The sequence below is a fragment of the Pedobacter sp. genome (assembly GCF_045628745.1).
Classification (GTDB): Bacteria; Bacteroidota; Bacteroidia; order Sphingobacteriales; family Sphingobacteriaceae; genus Pedobacter.
On sequence record NZ_JAZQPU010000010.1, the window covers coordinates 1 to 24933 of the forward strand.

Below are 24933 nucleotides of genomic sequence, written 5' to 3' on the forward strand. Positions count from 1 at the left end.
CCATGTTCTAAGGGTCTGAACAGGTAACCAGCAGCACCAAAGGTGTTATCAACGATCAAGGGAAGGTCATGTTGGTTGGCAATAGCGGCAATACGCTCAAAATCAGGTATGCTGAAAGATGGGTTACCTACGGTTTCTAAAAAGATGGCCTTGGTTTTTCCGTCAATTAGCGGTATAAAATCGTCGGGCTGATCAACATCTGCAAAACGCACTTCAATGCCCAGGCGTTTAAAGGATACTTTAAATTGGTTGTAGCTTCCACCATAAAGATGTGAAGAAGAGACAAAGTTGTCGCCAGCTTCAAGGATATTGTTAAGGGCAATAAATTGTGCTGCCTGGCCCGAAGCTACTGCAAGGGCTGCAACACCACCTTCAAGGGCCGCTATCCGTTTTTCAAAAACATCCGTTGTGGGGTTCATGATGCGGGTATAGATATTGCCAAATTCTTTTAAAGCAAAAAGATTGGCGCCATGTTCTGCATTTTTAAAACCATAAGAAGTGGTTTGGTAAATAGGAACGGCACGTGATCCTGTTGTTGGGTCAATTTCTTGTCCGGCGTGAAGTTGTAAGGTTTCGAATTTATAAGGAGCTGACATTTTATTTCAAGGTTAAGTTATCAATTGTTGTTTTTAAGCTTTACAAGGGTAAAGCCTACTAGAAAAAAGGCGTACCTTCTTTAGGAAGGCCTTCCAGTTTGAGGTTTACAAAAAGGAAGAATTTTAATTCTGGCTTATGCAGCAGCACATACAAACTGCAGGCTGATAGCAACAACGGAAAGGAGAATAGCTTAAAATAAGCGCACGTAAAGGTGCTAGAGCTTGGATAGTTTCGCTAAAGCGGATTTGATGGTTTCTTAGGTTCATTTTTATTCAATTTATTTCTCCATATAACACCTGTTATCTGGTCAGGAATTGGCACCTTCTTCCTGTCGGGAGGGTTGCCAGTGGGTCAGGGAGCCTGTCTCTCGCCACTTCTTAATAAATCAAACACTGAAAGAGTGATGACTTGATCAACTTTGTTTGTTGATGAAGCAAATGTAGGGAATAAAAATTAAATACAAAATTTAATTCTGAATAATTTAAATTTCTACCCCCTGTATACAATTATATTAGGCTAGCTTGCGCGAAGGGCCTGGTCAAGATCAGCAATCAGGTCATCAATATGTTCCAGTCCTGCAGAAATTCTAATCAGGTTTTGCGGGGTCTTGGTATCCGGGCCTTCTACGGATGCACGGTGCTCAATTAAGCTTTCTACACCACCAAGGCTGGTTGCCTGTGCAAATAGCTCCACTTTGTTCACTACTTTACTGGCTTCCTCAGCACCGCCTTTAACTAAAATAGATAACATGCCTCCAAAATCACTCATCTGCTGTTTCGCAATTTCATGTTGTGGATGAGAAGGCAGGCCTGGGTAATAAACGGCCTCAACCTGTGGATGTTTCTCTAAAAATTGAGCCAGGGCCATGCCGTTAGCACAATGGCCTCGCATGCGGTAAGCTAAAGTTTTGATGCTCCTGAGTAGCAGAAAACAATCAAAAGGCGCAGACACAGCGCCGCCAATCTGTTGTATATTTCTGATTTTTTCCCAGAAGGCATCCTTTTTAGCTGTAATTAAGGCACCCCCAAGCACGTCACTATGTCCGCCTATATATTTTGTTGTGGAATGCATCACCACATCGGCACCTAAAGCAATAGGATTTTGTAAACATGGCGAAGCAAAAGTGCTGTCGCAGGCCAACATCAGCTGGTGTTTTTTGCAAATGGCAGAAATGGCAGTCAGGTCAGTAATTTTTAACAGCGGATTAGAAGGAGTCTCTACCCAAATCATCACCGTATTTGGCTTGATGTGCGCTTCAATCGCTGTCGCATCAGTTAAGTCTATAAAATCAATCGTTAAGGTGTCTTTAAAAATAAACTGCAATTGTTTCTTAAAACCCCAATACATATCGTCTGGTGCAATAATATGACTACCAGGGTCTAAGGCCTGAAATAGGGTCATGCCAGCGGTATTTCCAGAAGAAAAAGCGCAGGCTTCTTCACCCTTTTCCAGCGCAGCGAGTACAGTTTCCAATGCATTTCTATTAGGGTTGCTTACCCTGCTATACATATGCCCGCCGGTATACCCACCTTCCTCGTTACGGGTAAAGGTTGTAGACAGACTTATTGCAGGGGTAACATCACCCGTAGCACTTAAAATGATGTTTCCACTATGGATTGCAATGGTCTCTGTTTTCATAATAGTTAATTTATCAATGATTTTAATTTTTTGGCAAGATTTATGTATTGCAAAATCTAAATACAAGTATATGAAAAGAATATTATTTATAGCAGCCATTTTTTGCAGTTCATTAATGGTTTTGCAGAGTTGCTCCACCACCAAAAGCGGCAGCGGATCGGCAAGCCTTAAAAGAGGAAACGTGAGTGGCACCTGGGTGTTAAACAATGTAACCTTTGAAGGCATACCTGCTATAGCGGTGAAGAATTTATTTGGAGAGGCTTCTTACAAGTGCTTTATTGGTAGTACCTGGAATTTAACAAATAGTGGAAATGGAAGTTATACTTTATTAGGTGGCAATGAATGTGCTGCTGGAACGCAAAGTATTTTCTGGTCGGTAAGTACTGGTGATGAAACTTTCCAATTCAAAAAGTTATATGAAGGTGATAAAGCTAAAAATGTAGATACTGGTTACAGATTGGTGCTTTCTTCTGCGTCAGGTGACAATTTAATTTTAAAATCCCCTATAGAATACGGTAGTTCAACAGCTTATGTTGTCCTTAATTATTCTAAGGCTACGAAATAGTTTAGTTAGTAAGTTTGGTTTAGGTAAAAAGGGGGCTTGGAATGGCCCCCTTTTTTATGGCCATGATTTTTCTTTTACTTTACAAAAACAATGATTAACTCATTTTTTTGTTACTTTGCTATCATCTTGATATAAATATGGACACTACAACATTGACTTTGCTTTTGAACGACTCTAATTTAGCGCAACCTTTAAAAGCGATTGCCCAAAAGGTTCAAAACAAAGAAAGAATAACTTTTGATGAAGGTGTTTATTTATATGAACATGCTGAACTGGGTTATTTAGGTGTGCTGGCCAACTACATCCGCGAGGAAAAACATGGCGATCAGACCTTCTTTAACCGTAACTTTCATATCGAACCAACAAATGTTTGCGTTTACGACTGCAAATTTTGCTCTTACTCCCGCTTAATTAAACAGAAAGACGAAGGCTGGGAAATGAGTGTTGACGGCATGATGGATGCTTTAAAGAAATATGATAACGAACCAGTTACGGAAGTTCATGTGACAGGGGGTGTAGTGCCCAAACAAAACCTGGATTTTTACGCTGATTTCTTCCGCCGTACCAAAGCACACCGACCAGAATTACACATCAAGGCTTTAACGCCTGTAGAATATTATTATATTTTCAAAAAAGCTAAACTGACGCATTACGAAGGGATGAAATACCTGAAGGAAGCTGGTTTAGATTCTATGCCCGGTGGTGGTGCAGAGATTTTTCACCCTGAAGTAAGGGAGAAGATTGCTCATGATAAATGCAATGCCGAACAATGGCTTGATATCCATGAACAGGCGCACCTTTTAGGCATGCGCAGTAATGCGACCATGTTATACGGACATATTGAAGAATTCTGGCACCGGGTTGACCATATGGAACGCCTCCGTCAGCTGCAGGATAAAACGCATGGTTTCCAGGCTTTCATTCCCTTGAAATTCAGAAATCAAAATAACCAGATGGACCATGTGCCGGAAGTTTCTGTTATCGAAGATTTACGTAATTATGCCATTGCCAGAATTTACCTTGACAATTTCGACCATATCAAAGCTTATTGGGCAATGATTAGTCGCCAGACGGCACAGTTGTCGCTTAATTTTGGTGTAGATGACATTGATGGTACGCTAGACGATACCACAAAAATCTACTCTATGGCCGGTGCCGAAGAACAAACACCGGGTATGAGCACCCAGGAACTGGTTGAATTAATTAAACAGGTTAACCGTAAACCTATAGAAAGGGATACGCTGTATAACGTAGTTACTGATTATACTGATGTGCTTTTTGGTAATGAAGAGAAACCTAAGTACTACAAGCTTCCTGTAATCAATTAATGGAGAAGATTTTATATATTTTACGGCACGGTGAAACGGAATTAAATAAACATGGCATTGTGCAGGGGCGAGGCATTGACAGTGACTTAAATGATACTGGCAGGGCACAGGCTGCTGCTTTTTATGCGTATTATAAAACCGTTAAATTCGATAAAATATATACATCTACTTTAAAAAGAACCCATCAAACGGTTAAGGGCTTTATTGAAGCCGGCATTCCATGGCAACAATTAAGTGGCTTTGATGAATTAGCCTGGGGAGAATGGGAAGGAAAGGCCAGCACGGCAGAATCTTTACTCTTCTTCCGCAATTTATTGGAGAAATGGCAGTCCCGGGATTATGATGCCAAATCCATTGGTGGCGAAAGCCCCAGGGAAGTTGCTGTAAGGCTTTTAGCTGCAATGGATGTGGTGATGAGTCATCAAGATGAACACACCGTATTGATCTGCATGCATGGTAGAGCCATTCGTTTGCTTTTATGTCTTTTGACTCGCAAGCCCATGTGTGCCATGGTTAAATTTCCCCATAAAAATACCACCCTCTATAAGCTTGAATTTTCAGTCGATAGGTTCGTTATCAAAACCTTTAACAATACCGATCATTTAAAAGTTACAACATCTTGAACAAAATAAAAATATCTGCCGTTTCTTATATCAATACCAAACCATTTATCTATGGTATTGAACATTCTCAAATTCTTGATAAAATAGATTTAAGCTTAGATATTCCTACAGATTGCGCTGCCAAAGTTATTGATGGACAGGTTGATATGGGTTTAATGCCTGTTGCTGCATTTCCATTGGTACCTAATGGTCAACTGATTGGTGGTTATTGCATTGGCTCTATTGGTGCCGTAAATTCTGTTTTTATATTCAGTAAGGTGCCAGTGGAGGAAATTAAATCTTTGCGCCTTGATAGTCACTCGCGAACATCAAATCATTTGTCCCAGGTACTAATGAAATTTTACTGGAAACAGCAAATTGCCCTAACGACGGATATTGATGCGGAGACAGATGCCATTGTATTAATTGGCGACAGGACCTTTGGTAAAAAAGACCAATATGCCTATGCATACGACCTTGGTGAAGAGTGGATGAAATTTACAGGTTTACCTTTTCTTTATGCCGCATGGATAGCCAATAAAGCAATCCCTGAAGATTTTATTGCTGAATTTAATGAAGCTTTACTGTTTGGATTGGATCACCGAAAGGAGTTGTTGAAGGAGCTTCCAGAATTTGAACGTTTTGATATGGAAGATTACCTGATGAATAAATTGAACTTTGAGCTGACGGCAGAGAAAAAACAAGCGATGGATTTGTTCTTATCTTACATCGAACGGCTGTAATAGCCTTTTTATTCCATTTTAAATATTAAAATTTTCCACAAAACACACAGCCTACGAATGAAGGTAGTATATTTACGATTTTGTAAATAGAATCATTTTGGCCAAGGAAAAGAGTAAGGAAACACCATTAATGCAACAGTACAATACCATAAAGGTAAAGTACCCCGGTGCATTATTATTGTTTAGAGTAGGAGATTTTTATGAGACATTCGGAGAAGATGCCATTAAAACCTCTCAAATATTAGGAATTGTTTTAACGCGGCGTGGAAATGGCCCTGGCGGTCATATTGAGCTTGCTGGTTTCCCGCACCATTCATTGGAGACTTACCTCTCTAAATTGGTTCGTGCCGGTCAAAGAGTGGCCATCTGCGACCAGCTGGAAGATCCTAAAACTACCAAAACCATCGTCAAAAGAGGAGTAACAGAGTTAGTTACACCTGGCGTTGCCTACAATGACAATATCCTTAGCCAAAAATCTAACAATTACCTTGCTGCTGTTGCCTTTGATAAAAATATCTATGGCGTTTCCCTGTTGGATATTTCTACAGGTGAATTTTTAGTGGCACAGGGCAATGCAGAATATATTGATAAAGTGCTGCAAGGCTTTAAACCTACAGAAGTAGTCTTCCAAAAAAGTAAAAGGAAAGAATTCCTGGAGCTTTTTGGCGATAAGTTTTATACTTTCACCCTCGATGATTGGGCTTTTACCGCCGACTATGCCAATGAGACTTTAAATAAACATTTTGAGGTAAGCTCTTTAAAGGGCTTTGGCGTAGACAAATTACAAACAGGTATTATAGCTGCTGGTGTGGTGCTTCATTATTTAAATGAAACAGAACACCGCAACTTAAAACACATTAGTGCACTTTCCAGACTAGAAGAAGAGCGTTTTATGTGGCTCGATCGTTTCACCATCAGAAACCTGGAGTTGGTAAGTTCTCCGCACGATAATGCGGTAACATTATTTGATGTGCTTGATGAAACCTGCACACCAATGGGGGCACGCATGTTGCACAAGTGGATCATTATGCCGCTGAAAGAGTTAAAGCCTATTCAGGAGCGCCAGGGTGTTGTTGCTTTTCTGGTTCAGCAAGAGGACCTTGTCAATGAGCTTTTGGTTCATATCAAACAAATTGGCGACCTTGAAAGGTTAATTTCTAAGGTAGGCTTACAGAAAGTTGGTCCCAGGGAATTGTGCCAGTTGAAAAAGTCACTGTACCATATTGAAGAAATTAAAAAGCTAACCCATCAGTCAAATAACCCATTTCTATCCATCATTGCCGACCAGCTGAACCCTTGTTTATCGATTCGTGAAAAACTGGAGCGTGAACTTTTTGCTGATCCGCCGGCCTTGTTGATTAAAGGAAACGTTATTGCGGATGGCATTGATGATGAACTTGACCGTTTAAGAAAGATCTCTTTCCATGGCAAAGATTACCTGGTTGAGATTCAGAAAAGAGAAGCCCTGGCTACAGGAATTCCATCGTTGAAAATAGCTTTTAACAATGTGTTTGGCTATTACCTTGAAGTTACCCATACACATAAAGATAAAGTACCGGCAGACTGGCTGAGGAAACAAACTTTGGTTAATGCTGAGCGTTATATTACACCGGAGCTTAAAGAATATGAAGAGCAGATTCTGGGTGCTGAAGAAAAGATTCAGCAAATAGAAATTCGCTTGTATAATGAGCTTATGTACCAGGTGGCTACCTATATTAAACCTATACAACTCAATGCTTATCTGCTTGCACAACTGGATGTTCTGTTATGCTTTTCGCGTCTTGCAGTCAAGAATCATTATGTGCAGCCTATCCTGAATGAAGGTAAGGTTTTAGACATTAAAGGGGGGCGCCATCCTGTCATAGAAAAGCGACTTACTACAGGTGAGGAGTACATTACCAATGATGTTTTCCTTGACAATGACAGCCAGCAAATCATCATCATCACGGGGCCAAATATGTCGGGTAAGTCGGCCATATTAAGGCAAACCGGCTTAATTGTACTGATGGCACAGATGGGAAGTTTTGTGCCGGCAAAATCGGCCACCATTAGCTTGGTCGACAAGATTTTTACACGTGTTGGTGCCTCAGACAATTTATCTTCTGGGGAGAGTACCTTTATGGTAGAGATGAACGAAACGGCCAGTATCCTGAATAATATTTCTGAACATAGTTTGATCCTGTTGGATGAGATTGGCCGGGGTACCAGCACTTATGATGGTATCTCCATTGCCTGGTCTATTGCAGAATTCCTGCATACCCATCCCACGGCAAGACCTAAAACTTTATTTGCGACTCATTACCATGAATTGAATGAACTTGCAAATACTATGAGTCGCATTAAAAATTTTAATGTATCTATCAAAGAAGTAGGGAACAGAATCATTTTTCTGCGTAAATTAGTTCCTGGCGGAAGTGAACACAGCTTTGGTATTCATGTGGCAAAAATGGCAGGGATGCCACCGAAGCTGATTTCAAGGGCTAATGAGATTTTAAAGAAACTAGAATTAGACCGTACCGAAGGGCAGAGCATTAAAGACAGCATTAAAAAGGTTCAAAACCAAGCTTACCAGCTGCACATGTTCGCCATAGAGGATCCTGTGCTAGTTAAAATAAGGGATATGCTGAATAACCTTGACGTTAATGTATTAACACCCGTAGAAGCTTTGCTGAAACTGGATGAAATTCAACGTGTAATTAAACAATAATGGCAATAGCGAAGAAATTATGGATGGTGATGGTGCTGTGCACAGTTTTAACAGCATGTGGAACCAAGAAGTATGCAGCACGACCAGCAACAGCAGCGGCGGCAGCAGATGCCATGGCGGGATTAAAAAACAGGTCTCTCTATAATTTCATTACTGATTGGTCTGGTGTTCAGTATAAATTGGGTGGTTTAGATAAAAAAGGCATAGATTGTTCTGGCTTTGCGTTACTGTTGAACAAGAAAATCTATGGTGTAGACATACCTCGAAGATCAAGGGATCAATCTGAAGTTATTCAACCTAAAAACATGTCGCAACTCAAAGAAGGAGATCTTATCTTTTTTTCCTTTGGTGGAAAAGAGGTAGATCATGTAGGCATTTACCTCAACGATGATTTCTTTGTTCATGCCTCTACAAACCGAGGGGTAGTGGTAGATAACTTAAAAATACAGGCTTTTCAACAGGCATTGGTTAAGGCTGGACCAGTGAAGTAAGGTTAAAAACTACTTTCCCCTGGTCATTTCGGTTTACCTGGCTGATAAAGTTCACGAAAGCTGCATAATGTGAAGGTGCTAAAGTGCCATTCATGAGTGTGAATTTTCTGCTGTAAGTTAATACCTTATTGATAAGTGTAGTCTTCAACTCGTAAGTGCCATATTCATTTTTAATCAACACATCATTAGGTTTCGCTTCCAGCACAAAGCCTTCAGGTAGGAAAAATTGGTATTCATCTATGTCCTGGTAGCCTCGGTTCAAATACAGCGCTTGCTTTCTATTGATTACCTCAGGAATGCTATTTTTTTTATTAAAGAGATTCAGGGTTAAATAAACCCTGTTCTGCGTTTTAGAAGCATAGTTTTTGATGGTTAAATCACAGTTTTCAACTGTTTCAGGCTCCGCCTTTTGGTGCTGACTGAAGTTTAAATTACTGAAATCAACGTTGTCTATGGCGTAAATTTCTTTCAGCGATTTAAGCTGATCTGTTTTTGATGCTGTTCTTAGGCCTTCGCGCTCATCAAATTTGGAACCTTTAAATAAGGTGGTCATTTTTCCTTTTATGCTGCCATCCCCATCTAAATAAAGTTTTGCTTTTCTACTGGTTACATTTTGGCTGGTTTTTAATTCAGGCGTGCGCAGTATTATACCACCAGTGGAGGTACAAGCCAAAACATTTCTATCGTCGGTAAAATCGCCAAGATAGCCAAAGGGGGCCGTCTGACTGGTACACTCGAGCCATGTGGTGTCGCTTGCAAAGGGAATGCAGAGGATGACATGGTTTGCCTGGTTCATGCTGGCAAAATTAGGGTCAAGACTTCTTTTGGTACTTCCAGCATTGACAATGCAATAATAAGAGGGAATATCTACCGCTTTTAATAAACTTTGCATGTAATTAACCAGCGCTTTGCAATCGCCATAACCTAATTGATCTACCTCTGCAGCCTGCGTGGGTTGAAAGCCACCTATGCCAACCTGTACACTTATATAGCGTGTTTTCTTTTGCATGTATTGGTAAATAAGCTTAGCTTTTTCAACGGGGTTGGTCGCGTCTTTTACTAATTCCTTCATCCGATCAACGGTAGCAGGATTGAGCTCTTGCCTTGATTGAAGCAGGCTGTCGTAAATCCATTTGCCTAATTCTTTCCAGTTACTATATTCTCCTTTTGAGTTGTAATAACTAAATTTTACTGGTGCTATTTTAATATGGGGTAAGTTAAGGTAGTAGGGTAGTGCAAAGGGCTCATCACGGAATGCAGGAAGGTTTAAAGCCTCCCAAGTATAACTCATTTGCTTCTCCTCTTTTTTTTCTACAGCTTTTTCTGGAAAATGAAAAGCCTGAATGTTCACCTGGTCTTCAGGTTTACAAATAAACTGGTAGTGTGTGGATTCAACAGCAACTTCGGCATCAGGGTTGATATACCAGTCTGGGATCAACAGGTTTTGCAGGTTTTTGACCTCATATTCATAAACCACGGTATAAGGGAAATCAATCATTTGGGGTTGAAAATATTTGATCCGGTCGTCTTCAAATAGAGAATATCTGCTCACTGCACTTTCATCGGTAAAACTGCTGAGTTTTATTTTTGAAAATAGCTTACCCTCAGCGTCATAAATTTCGCCTTTGATGTTTTTGATGATGGCGTTTTTATTGTAAAAAAGTTGTATTGAGGCATCACCTTCTCCATTTTTATTTAATACCGTAATGACTTTTTTTACCGAAATCAACACCTGATCCGTCGATTTCATATCTACAGTGGTCTCCATCTTTCTGATGACTGCATTTGCATTTTGTTTTAAGGAAACAGGAATGTTTGCTGCTGTGTAAACAACCTGAGCGTTTGTCTGTTGCATGAGCAATACAAGAAACAGTATAATGATGATTCTGCTCATTTATAAAACCTTTTTAAGAATAATATCTGTATTTTGCTGTTGGATGATTCTGCTGTAAAACTCTTTCAGGGTCAGGTATTCATCTGCTTGAAATACAGGTTGGTTGAGCTGGAATACTTGTATCAAGCTAATTTGTCCGGATTCAAAACCAATGCGGTTTATATATTTAGCATGTCCTTCTGGCAAAGTAAGGGAAATGTCTTTGGGTTTATCCAGTAGCACGAAGTTAGCCGGCAGTTTTAAACTAATGTTTACTCTTTTTTCAGTGAGTGCCCCTAAGTCTACTGGGTACAAACGTTCATTGAGGTTAAAAGGGTTTTTAGTGATTTTATAGATGAAGTAGGGGTTTAAATATAACTGGCCAACATTCATATTATCCGTTAGCAGCATTTCAATTTCATACGTCTCTTGAAGTTCTTCTTCCAGACTATCGACGTTATTCACCTGCTGCTTGATAATTTTAAGATGGGGCATACCCTCGTCTAATTTTTCTACATAACGCTCCGTTGTTCCTGCCTCGGCAATTTGCTGTCTTTTAGCTAATGCCGAGTAACCAGAGGAAAAGATACTCATGGTTCCAGTTATATTTCCATTTGCTTGAAGGGTGGCATCTAGATGATAATGTTGGGCATCTTTTTGACTTGCGGTCAAGTTATACCAGTATGATTCTTTTTTTAAGTTAATGACCCTGCCGCGAGTATTGAGGCATTCGGGCGCGAGCAGTCCAAAGGGCAGATAGGTCTGAGAGGCATCCAAAAGATAGCTCTTGCCATCTATATTTACTTTGGCCACCACATAGTTAAAATCTGAAATAACAGGATATAAATCGTTGATGGTACCGTTGTCGCGCGTTGAAAGCACCAATGCTTCAGCATCCAGACCTGCCGCGCTCAGCGCGGCAATCAGGGCTAGGTTAATGTCTCCTATGTTTCCGCTATGCAGTTCCATTGCCTTTTTAATTTCATTTTCACTGTATTTACCCAGGTAATGGTTCCATTTAATGGTTTTTTTGATAAAGCCAAAGATGGCTTTGGCCTTGCTAAGCTCATCATTTTTATCTTTAATAATTTCAGAGATCAATGGAGTAAAGAGGTCCTTTCGTTTCATTTGTCCGCCAAACCTCCTGTCGCTCGTCAGCTCGTAGTCTACATTTTTCCAGGTTTTTGTAATTTTAGAACTCTGCCCGGTGATGGATTGTGTATCGGAAAGTTCAAAATAGATGGCTGATTTAAAATTCGATGCCGCCGTCATGTAACTTTCACCGATGAAAGCAGGAACATCTTTCATGATATAAGTCAGCTTTGAGCAATCCAGTTCAACTCCTCGTATTCTAAGGCAGTTACGGCTAATTTCACCTTTTTGAGATGTAAGTTTATAAAAGCCGCGGATGGAAGCGTTGAAGTTATATATAGGGGGTATTACACCTATAAATTCACTATGTAACTTGGGGATATCAGCCTGGAATTCCCAGGTTACAAAGTTGAAAATATAAGGTCTTTGCATTGTATAACTATATTCAATGATACTCCCGTCTTTAATATTAGGCATGGTAAACTTTTTCAGTTCCAGGTATTTACTTTTCTTTTCGCTGAACACTTTTTTAGCATCCAACTCTGTTTTAGTCAGCATGCCTTCATTAAAATTATAGGTAACGGCCTTCAAATCCCTTATTTGGTCAAAACGGTCATTGCTATAAATATATAATGGAATTTGAATATTTGCCTGGTTAGTTCCTTCTTTATTAAAGATTTTGAGCTTTACATGGTAAAGGTAACTGATATAACTCTGGCCAGTTTCACTGTCAACCTGTATGGAGGCTGTGCCAAATTCACGCAATACTACAGCATTGGCAGTACTGTCAAAAGTTACTTTTTGAAGCATCACTTCAGCAGCATCAATATTGCCAAAGTCAAAATCCTGGGCGTTGAGTCTTGAATTTCCGAAGAAAAAGATAATTAATGGCAGAAGGAAATAATATTTCATGGAGAGCGTTAAGTTGAGGCAATATAATTTTCTTCTGTTTCTAAAACAAATAATGTAAGGATTAATGGATCATTTTTACGACTTTTGGTTGCTACTAAACAGGTCATAGAAGATCAGAATTTTCAATTGTTAGATATTAAAATGAAATTAAATTTAAAACGCCCGCTTGCTTTTTTTGATTTAGAAACCACCGGAGTGAATGTGGGATCTGATCGTATAGTAGAAATTGCTATTTTAAAAGCGATGCCTGATGGAACGGAAGAGATTAAAACACTGAAAATAAATCCTCAGATGCCCATTCCTTTGCAATCATCCTTGATTCATGGAATATATGATGAAGATGTGGCCACAGCGCCTACTTTTAAAGATGTAGCACAGGAACTGGCTGATTTTATTGGCGATGCTGACCTTGCAGGTTATAATTCTAACCGTTTTGATATTCCTGTTTTGCTGGAAGAGTTTTTAAGGTCTGGGGTAGATTTTGAGATGGCTGACAGAAAATTTGTTGATGTTCAGAATATTTTCCACCAGATGGAACAGCGTACTTTGCGTGCGGCTTATAAATTCTATTGCAATAAAGAGATCATCAATGCGCACTCTGCAGAAGCTGATATCACAGCTACCTATCATGTGCTTTTGGCGCAAATAGAGCGTTATAAAGATGTTGATTTTGAAGATAAACAAGGCAAAATCAGTCAGCCTGTTTTAAACGATGTAGATGCTTTACATACTTTCACCAACATGAACAAACCTGTTGATTTTGCTGGAAGAATGGTTTACAACGAGCACAATCAAGAAACATTTAACTTCGGAAAACATAAAGGCAAAACTGTAGAGCAGGTGTTTGATGTAGAGCCAAGTTATTATGCCTGGATGAAACAAGGTGATTTCCCACTTTATACCAAGAAAAAGCTGGAAGAAATCTGGTTAAGATGGCATAAAAAGAAAGAACTTCATAAAGTGCAGAAACAACAAGCGGCACCAAAAGCTGTTGTTGAAACGCCAAAGCCTGCTGAAAACGTACAAGCTGCAGCGCAGGCAACACAAGAAGTTGCACCAGCTGCAAAACCAGCGCCGAAGCCAACATTCCGTCCTAAACCTTATCCTCAACAAAATAAACCACAGCCGAAGAAAGAAAAACCTGCTGTAGAGGTTACAAATGATATGTTAGAACAGTTGAAAATGAAATTTGGCAAATAATTTCATTGCAATGAAAGGACTCAAATTGTCATTTTTACTGCTGTTGGTATCTGCAGGACTCAGCGCACAGCAGGTTCTGCAGGTTCCAACAGAAATTCAAAGTGCTTTTACTAAAGGCACACGTTCTGTGAGCGGTAAGCCGGGTCCTCATTACTGGCAAAATACGGCTGATTATGACATCAAAGCCTCCTTTGATCCTGCTACCAGGTTATTAAAGGGGAGCGTGGAGATTGAATACCTCAACAATAGCCCAGATTCACTCCATCAATTATGGTTCAAACTCTATCCTAACCTTTATCAAAAAGGTGTTTCGCGTAAAGCAAAGATCAATGACCGTGATCTCGGTGAAGGGGTAAAGATCACTGCACTTGAAGTTGGAGGACAAATTATTAAGCCTGCTTCCCGAGTTGCTGATGGTACCAACCTCTCTGTAAACATTGCTGGTTTGGCTCCAGGTAAAAAGTTAAAGGTTAATGTTACCTATAGCTATATTTTAAATAAAGGTTCACATCTGCGTACTGGTCAGGTAAATAATGGGTCTCATTTCATTGCTTACTTCTTTCCTAGAATTGCCGTTTATGATGACATTGATGGATGGAATAAGTTCGCCTATACGGGTGAGGAAGAGTTTTATAACGACTTCTGTAACTTTAAAGCCGAGTTAACAGTACCGCAAAACTTTGTGGTATGGGCAACCGGCGATTTGACCAATGCTTCAGCTGTATTGCAGAAAGATATTGTTAAACGCCTGCGACAGGCAGAAACAAGCGATGAAGTAGTTGATGTGATTACCAAAGCAGACCTGGACAGTAAAAGTGTGACCAAGGCAAAGGTAAACACCTGGAATTTTGAAGCACGTAACGTAACAGATTTTGCATTTGCCCTGAGCGATCATTATGTGTGGAAGTCAAGTAGCCTTGTGGTTGATTCTGCAACACTAAGAAGAACTCGTGTTGATGCTGTTTTTAATCTTTCGCACAAAGATTATGTAGAGGTGATTGATTTTGCCCGTCAAACCGTGGCTGCCATGAGTTTCGTTTTTCCAAAATGGCCTTTCCCTTATAGTCACGAAACCATTTTTGATGGTTTAGACCAAATGGAATATCCAATGATGGTTAATGATAATCCAGTGGCCAAAAGAGAAGATGCCATTACGCTTACGGTACACGAAATTTTCCATACCATGTTTCCCTTTTACATGGGTACCAACGAAACTAAATATGCCTGGATGGATGAAGGCTGGGCAACGATTGGTGAATGGTTAATTGGACCTATGATTGATCCTTCTATGGTTGATACGTATGGAATTGGGCCTACAGGAATGACTTCTGGTACAAAGCATGACAGTCCTATTGTTACACCTACTACACAATTGCAAGGGCCTGGTGTATTTACCAATTCCTATCCTAAACCTGGGTTGGGCTATCTTTTTGTAAAAGATTACCTTGGAGATTCGCTCTTTAACAAAGCTTTACACCATTATATCTCTCAATGGCAGGGAAAGCACCCTGTACCTCAAGATTTTTTCAATTGCATGAATGAAGGCTCAGGGAAAAACCTAAACTGGTTTTGGCAAAGATGGTTTTATGAGGAGGGGGTAACGGACCTGGCTATAACGGCAGTGGATAAAAATGAGACTGGTTATGCGGTGACCATCCTAAATAAAAGCAGCAAACCTATGCCGATAGAGCTTTTAGTTCAATATAGCGATGGCAGCACAGGCAAAATACATGAAACCATAGGTGTCTGGGAAAGTAATACGCCAAAGGTAACTATCCCAATTAATGGGATGAAAGCTATAAAGCGAGTGGTATTAGGAAGCGCACATGTGCCTGATAAAGACAACAGCGACAATAGTTTTAATGTGAAGAACTTTTAAGAAAGTTCAGGTTCCTCGTTAAGCCTTTAAATTTAGTCCTTTTAACGGCAGAATTCTTAAATATAGCTTTAAAAACATCTTCTGTAATGTCCTCCCAATCTTCTTTTTTCATTTGGAGAAGGTTTTCCCGCGGATTGAATAAAGGTTCTTTGTGAGGCACGGAGAATCGGTTCCATGGGCAAACATCCTGGCAGATGTCACAGCCAAACATCCAGTTAGCCATTTGCCCTTTAAAATTACCGGGAATTTCTTCCTTGAGCTCAATAGTCAGGTAAGAAATACATTTATTGGCGTCAATGATGGAAGGGCCAACAATGGCTTCTGTAGGGCAAGCATCTATGCATTTAGTACAAGTTCCACAATGATCAGTGGTAAAAGGATGATCATAACCTAAATCAAGGTCAACGATCAGTTCTGCAAGAAAAAAGAAAGAGCCTGTTTGTTTACTAATGATGTTGCTGTTTTTACCTACCCAGCCAATGCCTGCTTTTTTTGCCCAGGCCCTGTCTAATACAGGCGCAGAATCAACGAATGCCCTGCCTGCTACCTCACCTATGTTTTCCTGGATAAACTGTAAGAGCAGGAAGAGTTTGTCTTTAATGACCTGGTGGTAATCAGTTCCATAAGCGTACTTCGAGATTTTTGGCGCAGCGGGATCTTGCTGTTGTTGTTCAGGGTAGTAGTTTAAGCTTAAGGAAATCACAGATTTAGCATTGTCTACTAAAAGCCTTGGGTCAAGTCTTTTGTCGAAATGATTTTCCATATAACTCATCTGGCCATGGTAATGTTGCTTAAGCCATTGTGTTAACCTTGGGGCCTCTTCTTCGAGAAATTCAGCCTTAGCAATACCGCATTGCATAAAGCCTAAACGCAGGGCTTCTTCCTTAATTAAATGACTGTATTTAGCGGTATTATTGAACATCTACAGCAAAGATAAGCCAAAGGTTTAAAACCTTCTTTAAGTATTTTTGTTTATGTAGAAGAACATAATTAAAAGAAATCATGGAAAACAATATAGAGTCGCACAAAGAAGATCCGCATAAAGGCGCTAAGCCCATAGAACATGATTATTCGGCGCATGAAAATGATCCGGGGCCATCACCTGAGGCGGTAAATGAAGATGATAAAGACGGGGCAGGTAAAGCCATGAAATGGATTATCCCCATCGTTATCATCCTCTTATTTATTATATATTGGATAATGTTTTAAAATTATTTTAATAACTTAACCTCATAAAGGTCGCTACGGCGATCTTTCATTATTTTAACCGTTCCAAAGTGGTGTAATTCATCCAAAAGGTGTAAGTCTACATCCACCACAAGCACCATCTCAGTATTTGGTGTTGTTTCAGCTTTCACAGCATTGGTCGGGAAAGCGAAGTCTGAAGGTGTAAACACTGCAGATTGGGCAAATTGTATGTCCATGTTATTCACTTTCGGCAAGTTACCTACGCAGCCTGCAATAGCTACATAACATTCGTTTTCTATGGCTCTTGCTTCCGCACATTTTCTCACCCTGGTATAACCATTTTGAGTATCTGTTAAGAAAGGCACAAACAAGATCTGCATACCTTGGTCAGCATAGATTCTGCTCAACTCTGGAAACTCTACATCATAGCAAATCAGAATCCCAATTTTACCACAATCCGTATCAAAAACTTTGATCTTGTCGCCACCCACCATGCCGTAATATTTCTGTTCATTTGGTGTGATATGAATTTTACGGTACTCATCAGTTTTACCACTTCTATGGCATAAATAGGTTGCATTGTAAAGCTTATTATTTTCTTTATCAATGATGGGCATACTGCCTGAAATGACGTTGACATTATATGAAACGGCATATTCCTGAATTTTAGCCACAATCTCTTCGGTTTGTTCAGCCAACAAGCGCATGGCTTCCATTTCTGGCAGGTGATTGTAAGGCTGTAAAAGTGGTGTATTGAAAAACTCTGGAAACATCACAAAGTCAGATTTATAGCCACTCACCACGTCTACAAAGAACTCTACCTGCTCGTAAAAAGATTCACGGTCGGGGAATAAACGCATTTGCCATTGTACAAGGCCAATTCTAATGGTCTTTGCAGAACGAGCAGAAGCATCAATACCCTGGTAATAAATGTTATTCCACTCCAATAAAGTAGCGAAATCTTTAGATTCATGGTCGCCGGGAAGGTAATTTTTAAGTACCTTGATCACGTGAAAGTCATTGGAAATCTGGAAGGTAAGGGTAGGGTCAAAGATTTCTTTAGCCTTTACCTTGTCAATATAAGCCCTTGGTGTTAACGTTTCTGCATATTCATGGTAGCCGGGAATTCTACCTCCGGCAATGATGCTTTTCAAGTTCAGGCTTTCACAAAGTTCCTTACGTGCTTCATACAACCTTCTTCCAAGGCGTAAACCGCGATATTCCGGGCTTACAAAAATTTCTATTCCATATAAAACATCTCCTGTAGGGTCATGCGTTGAAAATGTATAATTGCCGGTGATCATGTTGTAAGTGTGCTTGTCACCATACTGGTCATAATCAACGATGATGGCTAAGGAGCAGGCCACCACTTTATCATCCACGGCTATACATAATTGGCCTTCAGGAAAAATTTTAAGTAATTTGGCTATGGTAGTTTTGCCCCATATTTGTCCGCCAAGGGTATCATAGGCCTGTGCCATGGATTCCGCAAGGTCGTCGTAGTCTTCTAATGTTAACTTTCTAAGTTCTATATTCATTTTTGTAGGTATTGCTTTCCGGATATACCGGGAAAATATTTAAAACAACCGGCCTGTTTGCGACTGGTATGTTCTTTTTAAATGGATGTAGGCGGCCTCGGTGACTTCGCGGCCTCTGGAAGTGCGCATTAGATAACCTTCCTGTATTAAGAAGGGCTCATACACCTCTTCAATGGTGCCTTCATCTTCACCAACGGCTGTCGCTATCGTTTTTAAGCCAACAGGACCTCCTTTAAATTTATCAATAATGGTCAACAGTATTTTATTGTCCATTTCATCCAAACCATGTTCATCAACATTCAGTGCTGTTAAAGCAAAACGGGCAATGTCTGTATCAATTTCACCATTGCCTTTAATTTGGGCAAAATCCCTTGTTCTGCGCAATAATGCATTGGCAATACGTGGTGTTCCGCGACTACGTCGTGCAATTTCGTAAGCGCCCTCATCTGTAATGGGTGTTTTTAATATTTCTGATGACCGTTGCACAATGGTCGTTAATAATTTAGCATCATAATAAGCCAGTCGGGCGTTTATACCAAACCTTGCCCTTAAAGGAGCAGTTAATAATCCAGACCTGGTAGTGGCACCAACTAAAGTAAAAGGGTTAAGATTGAGTTGTACAGAACGGGCATTTGGTCCGCTCTCCAGCATAATGTCAATCTTAAAGTCTTCCATTGCTGAGTAAAGGTATTCCTCCACCAAAGGACTTAAACGGTGTATTTCATCAATAAAAAGAATGTCGCCGGTATCCAGGTTTGTCAATAATCCGGCCAGATCACCAGGTTTGTCTAAAACAGGCCCTGAGGTAATCTTAATACCGGTATTCATTTCATTGGCAATAATGTGGGATAAGGTTGTTTTTCCTAATCCCGGGGGGCCATGCAACAGCACATGATCTAAAGATTCTCCACGTAATTTTGCTGCCTTCACAAAAATTTTGAGGTTTTCCATGATCTTCTCCTGACCAGTAAAATCGTCAAAATTTTGTGGCCGCAACACTTTTTCTATTTCACGTTCTACCGGAGTGAGACTTTCCGAAGAAGCATCAAGGTTATCGTTCATCTTATAAAGTTAAGGTAATGAAAATTAAAATTAGCTAAATTTAGCTGCTACAGTAGCCTCTTTTGGGCCTTTACTGTAGTTGTAAAAACCTTCGCCAGATTTTATACCGTGTTTTCCTGCCATCACCATATTAACAAGTAAAGGGCATGGGGCATATTTGGGGTTTCCAAAACCCTGGTGAAGCACATTTAAAATAGCCAGGCATACATCAAGGCCAATAAAATCTGCCAGTTGCAGCGGACCCATAGGGTGTGCCATACCTAATTTCATTACCGTGTCGATTTCATTTACACCAGCCACACCTTCAAATAAAGTATAAATAGCCTCATTGATCATGGGCATTAAGATACGGTTGGCCACAAAACCAGGGTAGTCATTTACTTCCACAGGAACTTTACCTAGCGCAAAAGAAAGTTCCATAATAGTGCTCGTTGTAGCTTCACTGGTATCATATCCCCGGATTACTTCCACCAATTTCATCACCGGAACAGGATTCATGAAATGCATACCAATAACTTTATCGCCACGACGAGTTACTGAGGCAATTTGCGTGATGGAGATGGAGGAGGTATTGCTGGCCAAAATGGCTTCAGGTTTGGAGTAAGTATCAAGGTCTCTGAAAATTTTAAGCTTAAGCGCTAAATTTTCTGTCGCTGCTTCTACAATCAGGTCTGCATCGGCCACACCAATTTTAAGGTCAGTAGATTTACTGATGTTTTGCAAAGTTGAAGCTTTTTGTGCTTCGGTAAGGGTGCCTTTGGTTACCTGACGGTCAAGGTTTTTTGTAATGGTCTGCAGGGCTCTTTCCAGTGCCTCAAGATTGATATCTATCAGTGTTACCTGATAGCCAAATTGCGCAAAAGTATGTGCAATGCCATTACCCATTGTTCCAGAGCCAATTACTGCTATATTCTTCATTTTATTATGGTGCTAATCTATTAATGTTCCAATTTCCGTTAACCAGTTCGTAGTTAATGCGGTCGTGAAGTCTGCTTGGCCGGCCCTGCCAGAATTCAATCAGGGTTGGTTTTACCAAATAGCCTCCCCAATGTTCTGGTCTTTCTATGGCTTTATTTTGTAACTGCTCTGTTAAATCTTTAACTTTATTTTCCAGGATATAGCGGTTTTCAATGATACTGCTTTGCGGTGAAGCAATGGCGCCAATTTGGCTTCCCAAAGGGCGTGAATGGAAATACTGATCTGATACCTCTGGATCAATTTTGGTTACTGTGCCTTCAATACGAACTTGCCTTTCCAGCTCTGCCCAGAAAAAGACCAGTGCCGCCTGTGGATTTTCTTCCAGCTCTTTGCCTTTATGACTTTGATAGTTCGTGTAAAAGGTAAATCCTTCTTCGTTAAATCCTTTTAAAAGGACAATTCTTGCAGAGGGTTTTCCTGTGCGATCAGCTGTTGCCAGCGTCATTACATTCGGTTCAAAAGTTTTAGCCTCCATGGCATCGGTAAACCAGACCATGAATTGAACGATTGGGTTTTTATCTACTTCGTGTTCAGAAAGTGCTGCAGAACGATATTCTTGTCTTAAATTTTGTAAAGTTTCAATGGTTACATCCATACTGCAAAAATAGGTTTTAGTTTAATCAAAATTATCAGTAATTTTCCGAAATGTTAAGCCAATTAGAACCAACAGCCGGTAGATTGTTAATTTCTGAGCCATTTTTAAATGACCCGAACTTTCGACGTTCAGTCATTTTAATTGCTGAATATTCTGAAGCAGGCACATTAGGTTTTGTGCTCAATCATAAAAGCAATTTATTGCTGTCAGATTTATTGCCCGAGTTGGATAAGGCCAACTTCCCTGTTTACTTTGGAGGTCCGGTAGGTACGGATACGCTACACCTGATTCATCGTTGTTATGATAAAATGAACGATGGGGAAGAGGTTGCGCCAGGGATCTATTATGGTGGTAATTTAGAAACGCTAAAAGTGCTGATTGATAATGACGACATCACTGCTGATGAGATCAAGTTTTTTGTAGGTTACTCCGGGTGGGGTGCCGAGCAATTAAAGGCTGAAATACAGGAAAATACCTGGATTGTTTCTGATAAATACCACACTGACGTGTTGTTCTCCAATAATGAACAGGAAGTATGGCGCGAGGTCATCATCAACCTGGGGCCTAAATATGCACATGTAAGTAAGTTTCCTCAAAATCCAAACCTGAATTAAATTTCAAGAACTTCTTGTATTCAAAAACCTTAATTTAACCATAGCCTAGGCTAAGTTAACCCTAGGCTTATTGTTTGCGAACATAAGCGTTAGGTCTTTGACGGGTATGGAAGGGGTTTGCTACCGGTTTGGCGGTACCAAACCGGTAGCAAACCCAGTAAAGCTGCGTTATTAAGTTGATTGATGTGTTAGCGAACCGTTAACATAGGGCAGGCTATAGACCAGATATCAATAAAGGTTTTATAGTTTTTAACCAAAAAAGGTTGCATCATTTTATCAATGATACAACCTTTTAAATCAAATGGAATTAACTTTTAAATGAACTGGTATTAACTAGCCTCTGTTTCCTCTAGGCTGACGGTTGCCATTATTGCTGTTGTTACTTTGTCTTTTATCTTTGCTATTATTGTTATTCTGTTTATTGTTTTGATTTACCTGAGCTCTTCCTTGAGCAGGATTAACTCTTACAACAGTTTTTTGTTTAACAGGTTGTTGAACATATTTGATTGAATTGTTTCTTGCATTGTTATACCTGTTGTCTTTAGTATCTCTAATGTTAACCTGTCTGCCTTTTTGATTTTTATATTGGCTGTATTGATTAACATGGGTGTTATGAGTTAGATAAGGCTGTTTTTGATTCATTACAACCTTGTATGAATTGTATAAATCGTAGTTTTTATATTTTGATGGCAATCTTTTAGCCCAAACCCATTTGTTGTTTTTCTGATAAACATACTGTTGAGAAGGAACATTATAGTACACATCTAATTCAGGCAGGTAATAATACTCCACATAGTTGTAACCTTCAGGACCCCATTGTGGCTGCGAGCCAATATTAATGTTTACACTTAATTGTGCTTGTGCGCTGATGCTGGTTAACGAAGCTACTCCGATTAATGCAGCTAATATAAATTTTTTCATTTTGTTTTAATTAATGTGTGTTGTACCCATTAGTCCAATCCAAATGCCATGAATCCCTCCAAATGATTTATTCAAGCCAGTTACCGACGGAGAAACGGAATAAATCGACGAAAGCCTTTTTTTTACCTCCGATATAATTGTTGTTCTTCTATTAACTTTCAATTAACGTGCAGAAATGATCTTCGCCCCCAACAAATATTCTGGTTAAATAGTCATCCTTAAAAAATTGAATGGAAATGAAGAAAGTCTACTGTTTTAATTTTGAACCCTTAATACAGGTTCGAAAGCTCTTTTACCTCTGCTGTGTGCTTTTGTTTGTTTTTTTAGGTACACCGTTGAGCATTATTGCACAGCAAACAACAGCGGTTAATGTTAAAGGTACAATTCTGGACGACCAAGATGGTCAGGTTCTTATTGGTGCCACAATTTCAAATGCAGCAAAAAAAGTATTAGGTGTAACCAATGAAAAAGGCGATTTCAATGTTATGGTTATAAAAGGGGAGACCATCAATTTCAATATGATTGGTTATACGCTTTTAACAAAAGCCTTTGATTCGTCGACATCTAAGCTCGTTATTCGGTTAAAGCCGAATGAAAATGAATTAAACGAAGTAGTAGTTACTGCTTTAGGTATTAAAAGAGAGGAAAGATCATTAGGTTATGCTCAAACCACAGTTAAAGGCGAGCAGCTAACCGATGCGGTGTCAAACAACTGGACTGACGCCTTATCGGGAAAGGTGGCAGGTTTAAATTTAGTAAGATCAAACAGTGGCCCTGCAGGATCGAACAAAATTATTTTAAGGGGGGAGAATAACCTTACCGGCGATAATGAAGCCTTAATAGTCGTTGATGGGGTAGTTATCAATCAGGGCAGCGGCAGAAGAACAGCCAATGCTGCTGAATCTGCCTATGGAACAAGTGGAGACACCATGCCGGCAGATTATGGCAGTGGATTAAATGACATTAATCCAGAGGATATAGAATCCCTGAATGTGTTAAAAGGACCAGGGGCTGCAGCTTTATATGGTCAGCGTGGTGCCAATGGTGCCATCATCATTACCACAAAATCCGGCGCTAAGAAAAAAGGAATGGGCATTACCTTCAATTCTAATGTAGCCATGGAAAGCATTAACCGGTGGCCAGATCTACAGTTTGAATATGGCCAGGGTTTAGATGGTGCAACACATTATTCTTATGGCACTTCAGTAGACGGGGCAAGTACAAGTGGTACCAGTTCTGCCTATGGACCAAAATTTGATGGCCAGTATTTCTTTCAGTGGGATCCTGTAACCCAAACCCAAGGTACGGAAAGAACGCCATGGGTTCCCTATAAAAATAAAATACGTGAATTTTTTGATGTCGGACAAACTTATACCAACTCCATCAGTATAGATGGGGGTAATGCTCAAACATCTGCGCGTTTTTCGGCAACCAACCTTCATAATAAATGGATCTTGCCAAATACGGGCTACGACAGGAATAATATTGCTTTATCTGTGAGTCAAAAGGTGACAGACAAACTCCAAATCACTTCCAAAATCAACTACACCAATAAAAGTAGTGGTAATTTACCTTCTGCTGGTTATGGTAACCAGTCAATTATGTACTGGTTTATTTTCTGGCAACCAAATGCTGATGTTGCTGGTTTAAAAAACTACTGGAAAAACGGACAAGAAAGCCTGGGTATCCAATATCCTTTTAGTTCATATCCAGAAAATCCTTATGCCGTATCCTATGAAATGCTGAATAAGTCGACCAGAGAGGGCATTACCGGCAATGTTGCTGCTACCTATAATTTTAGTAAAGAATTGAGTTTACAGGTAAGGACATCAATGGATTTTGGTTATGAAGCACGATCTCAACAACGCCCATATGATACCTCCAAATATCCAAAAGGCATGTTTCGCACACAAAACATCTATTCTCAGGAGGTCAGCAGCGATTTTTTATTACGCTATAACAAAAAAATCAATAAAGATTTCACCGTTTCTGCTTCCGCTGGTGGGAGTATGCTGAATAATAAATACAACCGTGATGAGGTGCGTGCAGACTCATTAATGTATCCTGGTTTATATAGTACTGCAAATGCTTTAGGCGTTGTTTCCACCTATCCTTATAAAACCAAATATGCGATCAATAGCTTTTATGGCCTCCTTTCAACAAGTTTTAAAAACTATTTGTATTTAGATTTAACAGGTCGTAAAGATTGGAACAGTGTATTGGCCACTCCCTTAAGAACAGATCATGTGAGTTTCTTTTACCCATCTGCAAATATCAGCTTTATTCCAACAGAATTGATTAGTCTGCCTAAAGCTATTACCTATGCCAAGTTAAGGGGTTCTGTTTCTGGGGTAGGCAGTGGAGGTACAACACCTTACCTCACTGCTTTTAGTTATAACACTGCTGATTT

The 24933-nt window shown here is 39.8% G+C and carries 21 protein-coding genes and 1 riboswitch; of the genes, 11 read left to right on the forward strand and 10 right to left on the reverse strand.

Annotated features, from left to right (window positions below):
• Together ACR2F7_RS00420 and ACR2F7_RS00425 are read right to left on the reverse strand one after the other, a co-directional pair.
• Positions 1-596 (reverse strand): aminotransferase class I/II-fold pyridoxal phosphate-dependent enzyme (locus ACR2F7_RS00420; RefSeq protein ID WP_432711635.1); only part of this gene is annotated, 596 nt, incomplete at its 3' end.
• Between the two features lie 275 nt (positions 597-871).
• Positions 872-984: riboswitch (SAM riboswitch) on the reverse strand.
• Positions 985-1113: 129 nt separating this feature from the next.
• The gene (locus ACR2F7_RS00425; protein ID WP_432711636.1) at positions 1114-2235 is read right to left on the reverse strand and encodes a trans-sulfuration enzyme family protein; all 1122 of its coding nucleotides are present in this window, start codon (positions 2233-2235) and stop codon (positions 1114-1116) included.
• Positions 2236-2305: 70 nt separating this feature from the next.
• Between ACR2F7_RS00425 and ACR2F7_RS00430 the strand changes: the two genes are divergently transcribed.
• The 6 genes from ACR2F7_RS00430 to ACR2F7_RS00455 all read left to right on the forward strand — a co-directional run bounded on the left by ACR2F7_RS00430 (position 2306) and on the right by ACR2F7_RS00455 (position 8671).
• Positions 2306-2800, forward strand: a complete 495-nt coding sequence (locus tag ACR2F7_RS00430; protein ID WP_432711637.1) for a hypothetical protein — start codon at positions 2306-2308, stop codon at positions 2798-2800.
• 137 nt (positions 2801-2937) lie between these two features.
• The gene (mqnE, locus tag ACR2F7_RS00435) at positions 2938-4128 is read left to right on the forward strand and encodes an aminofutalosine synthase MqnE (RefSeq protein WP_432711638.1); all 1191 of its coding nucleotides are present in this window, start codon (positions 2938-2940) and stop codon (positions 4126-4128) included.
• The gene (locus tag ACR2F7_RS00440) at positions 4128-4751 is read left to right on the forward strand and encodes a histidine phosphatase family protein (RefSeq protein ID WP_432711639.1); all 624 of its coding nucleotides are present in this window, start codon (positions 4128-4130) and stop codon (positions 4749-4751) included. The genes mqnE and ACR2F7_RS00440 overlap by 1 nt, the downstream gene beginning before the upstream one ends.
• Entirely contained in the window at positions 4748-5473 is a 726-nt protein-coding gene (locus tag ACR2F7_RS00445; RefSeq protein ID WP_432711640.1) for a menaquinone biosynthetic enzyme MqnA/MqnD family protein, read from the forward strand. The genes ACR2F7_RS00440 and ACR2F7_RS00445 overlap by 4 nt, the downstream gene beginning before the upstream one ends.
• A gap of 97 nt (positions 5474-5570) precedes the next feature.
• Positions 5571-8180, forward strand: coding sequence for a DNA mismatch repair protein MutS (mutS, locus tag ACR2F7_RS00450; protein WP_432711641.1), 2610 nt, complete (start codon positions 5571-5573; stop codon positions 8178-8180).
• Complete coding sequence (locus ACR2F7_RS00455; protein ID WP_432711642.1) at positions 8180-8671, forward strand: C40 family peptidase; 492 nt, start codon at positions 8180-8182, stop codon at positions 8669-8671. Before mutS ends, ACR2F7_RS00455 begins: the two co-directional genes overlap by 1 nt.
• Here ACR2F7_RS00455 and ACR2F7_RS00460 read toward each other — a convergent pair.
• Both ACR2F7_RS00460 and ACR2F7_RS00465 read right to left on the reverse strand, forming a co-directional pair.
• On the reverse strand, positions 8649-10565 hold the full coding sequence (locus tag ACR2F7_RS00460; protein ID WP_432711643.1) for a DUF3857 domain-containing transglutaminase family protein: 1917 nt from the start codon (positions 10563-10565) through the stop codon (positions 8649-8651). The genes ACR2F7_RS00455 and ACR2F7_RS00460 overlap by 23 nt on opposite strands.
• Positions 10566-12548 carry a DUF3857 domain-containing protein gene (locus tag ACR2F7_RS00465; RefSeq protein WP_432711644.1) on the reverse strand — a complete coding sequence of 661 codons (1983 nt, stop codon included), beginning with the start codon at positions 12546-12548 and terminating at the stop codon, positions 10566-10568.
• A gap of 141 nt (positions 12549-12689) precedes the next feature.
• Here ACR2F7_RS00465 and ACR2F7_RS00470 point away from each other — a divergent pair, with 141 nt between their 5' ends.
• The gene (locus tag ACR2F7_RS00470) at positions 12690-13748 is read left to right on the forward strand and encodes an exonuclease domain-containing protein (RefSeq protein WP_432711645.1); all 1059 of its coding nucleotides are present in this window, start codon (positions 12690-12692) and stop codon (positions 13746-13748) included.
• A 10-nt stretch (positions 13749-13758) separates the two neighbouring features.
• Positions 13759-15627: a M1 family metallopeptidase gene (locus ACR2F7_RS00475; RefSeq protein WP_432711646.1), complete on the forward strand. Its 1869-nt coding sequence runs from the start codon at positions 13759-13761 to the stop codon at positions 15625-15627.
• Here the strand turns inward: ACR2F7_RS00475 and queG are convergent.
• Positions 15608-16549 (reverse strand): tRNA epoxyqueuosine(34) reductase QueG, encoded by a 942-nt coding sequence (gene queG / locus ACR2F7_RS00480; RefSeq protein ID WP_432711647.1) that lies wholly within the window; start codon positions 16547-16549, stop codon positions 15608-15610. The genes ACR2F7_RS00475 and queG overlap by 20 nt on opposite strands.
• A gap of 80 nt (positions 16550-16629) precedes the next feature.
• On the opposite strand from queG, the gene ACR2F7_RS00485 reads away from it, so the two are divergent.
• A complete protein-coding gene (locus tag ACR2F7_RS00485) occupies positions 16630-16836 on the forward strand; it encodes a hypothetical protein (RefSeq protein WP_432711648.1) in 207 nt (68 codons plus the stop codon).
• A gap of 2 nt (positions 16837-16838) precedes the next feature.
• On the opposite strand, the gene ACR2F7_RS00490 is transcribed toward ACR2F7_RS00485, so the two are convergent.
• The 4 genes from ACR2F7_RS00490 to pdxH are packed head-to-tail and all read right to left on the reverse strand — an operon-like array spanning position 16839 to position 20988.
• The gene (locus ACR2F7_RS00490) at positions 16839-18353 is read right to left on the reverse strand and encodes a GNAT family N-acetyltransferase (protein WP_432711649.1); all 1515 of its coding nucleotides are present in this window, start codon (positions 18351-18353) and stop codon (positions 16839-16841) included.
• Between the two features lie 39 nt (positions 18354-18392).
• Positions 18393-19415 (reverse strand): Holliday junction branch migration DNA helicase RuvB, encoded by a 1023-nt coding sequence (gene ruvB / locus ACR2F7_RS00495; RefSeq protein WP_432711650.1) that lies wholly within the window; start codon positions 19413-19415, stop codon positions 18393-18395.
• A gap of 30 nt (positions 19416-19445) precedes the next feature.
• The gene (locus ACR2F7_RS00500; protein WP_432711651.1) at positions 19446-20333 is read right to left on the reverse strand and encodes a 3-hydroxybutyryl-CoA dehydrogenase; all 888 of its coding nucleotides are present in this window, start codon (positions 20331-20333) and stop codon (positions 19446-19448) included.
• A gap of 4 nt (positions 20334-20337) precedes the next feature.
• Positions 20338-20988 carry a pyridoxamine 5'-phosphate oxidase gene (gene pdxH / locus ACR2F7_RS00505; protein WP_432711652.1) on the reverse strand — a complete coding sequence of 217 codons (651 nt, stop codon included), beginning with the start codon at positions 20986-20988 and terminating at the stop codon, positions 20338-20340.
• 50 nt (positions 20989-21038) lie between these two features.
• On the opposite strand from pdxH, the gene ACR2F7_RS00510 reads away from it, so the two are divergent.
• The gene (locus ACR2F7_RS00510) at positions 21039-21602 is read left to right on the forward strand and encodes a YqgE/AlgH family protein (protein WP_432711653.1); all 564 of its coding nucleotides are present in this window, start codon (positions 21039-21041) and stop codon (positions 21600-21602) included.
• Positions 21603-21935: 333 nt separating this feature from the next.
• Here ACR2F7_RS00510 and ACR2F7_RS00515 read toward each other — a convergent pair whose 3' ends face one another.
• Complete coding sequence (locus ACR2F7_RS00515; RefSeq protein ID WP_432711654.1) at positions 21936-22523, reverse strand: hypothetical protein; 588 nt, start codon at positions 22521-22523, stop codon at positions 21936-21938.
• A gap of 236 nt (positions 22524-22759) precedes the next feature.
• Between ACR2F7_RS00515 and ACR2F7_RS00520 the strand changes: the two genes are divergently transcribed.
• Positions 22760-24933, forward strand: a 2174-nt coding sequence (locus ACR2F7_RS00520) for a TonB-dependent receptor plug domain-containing protein (RefSeq protein ID WP_432711655.1), incomplete at its 3' end; no start/stop codon positions are given.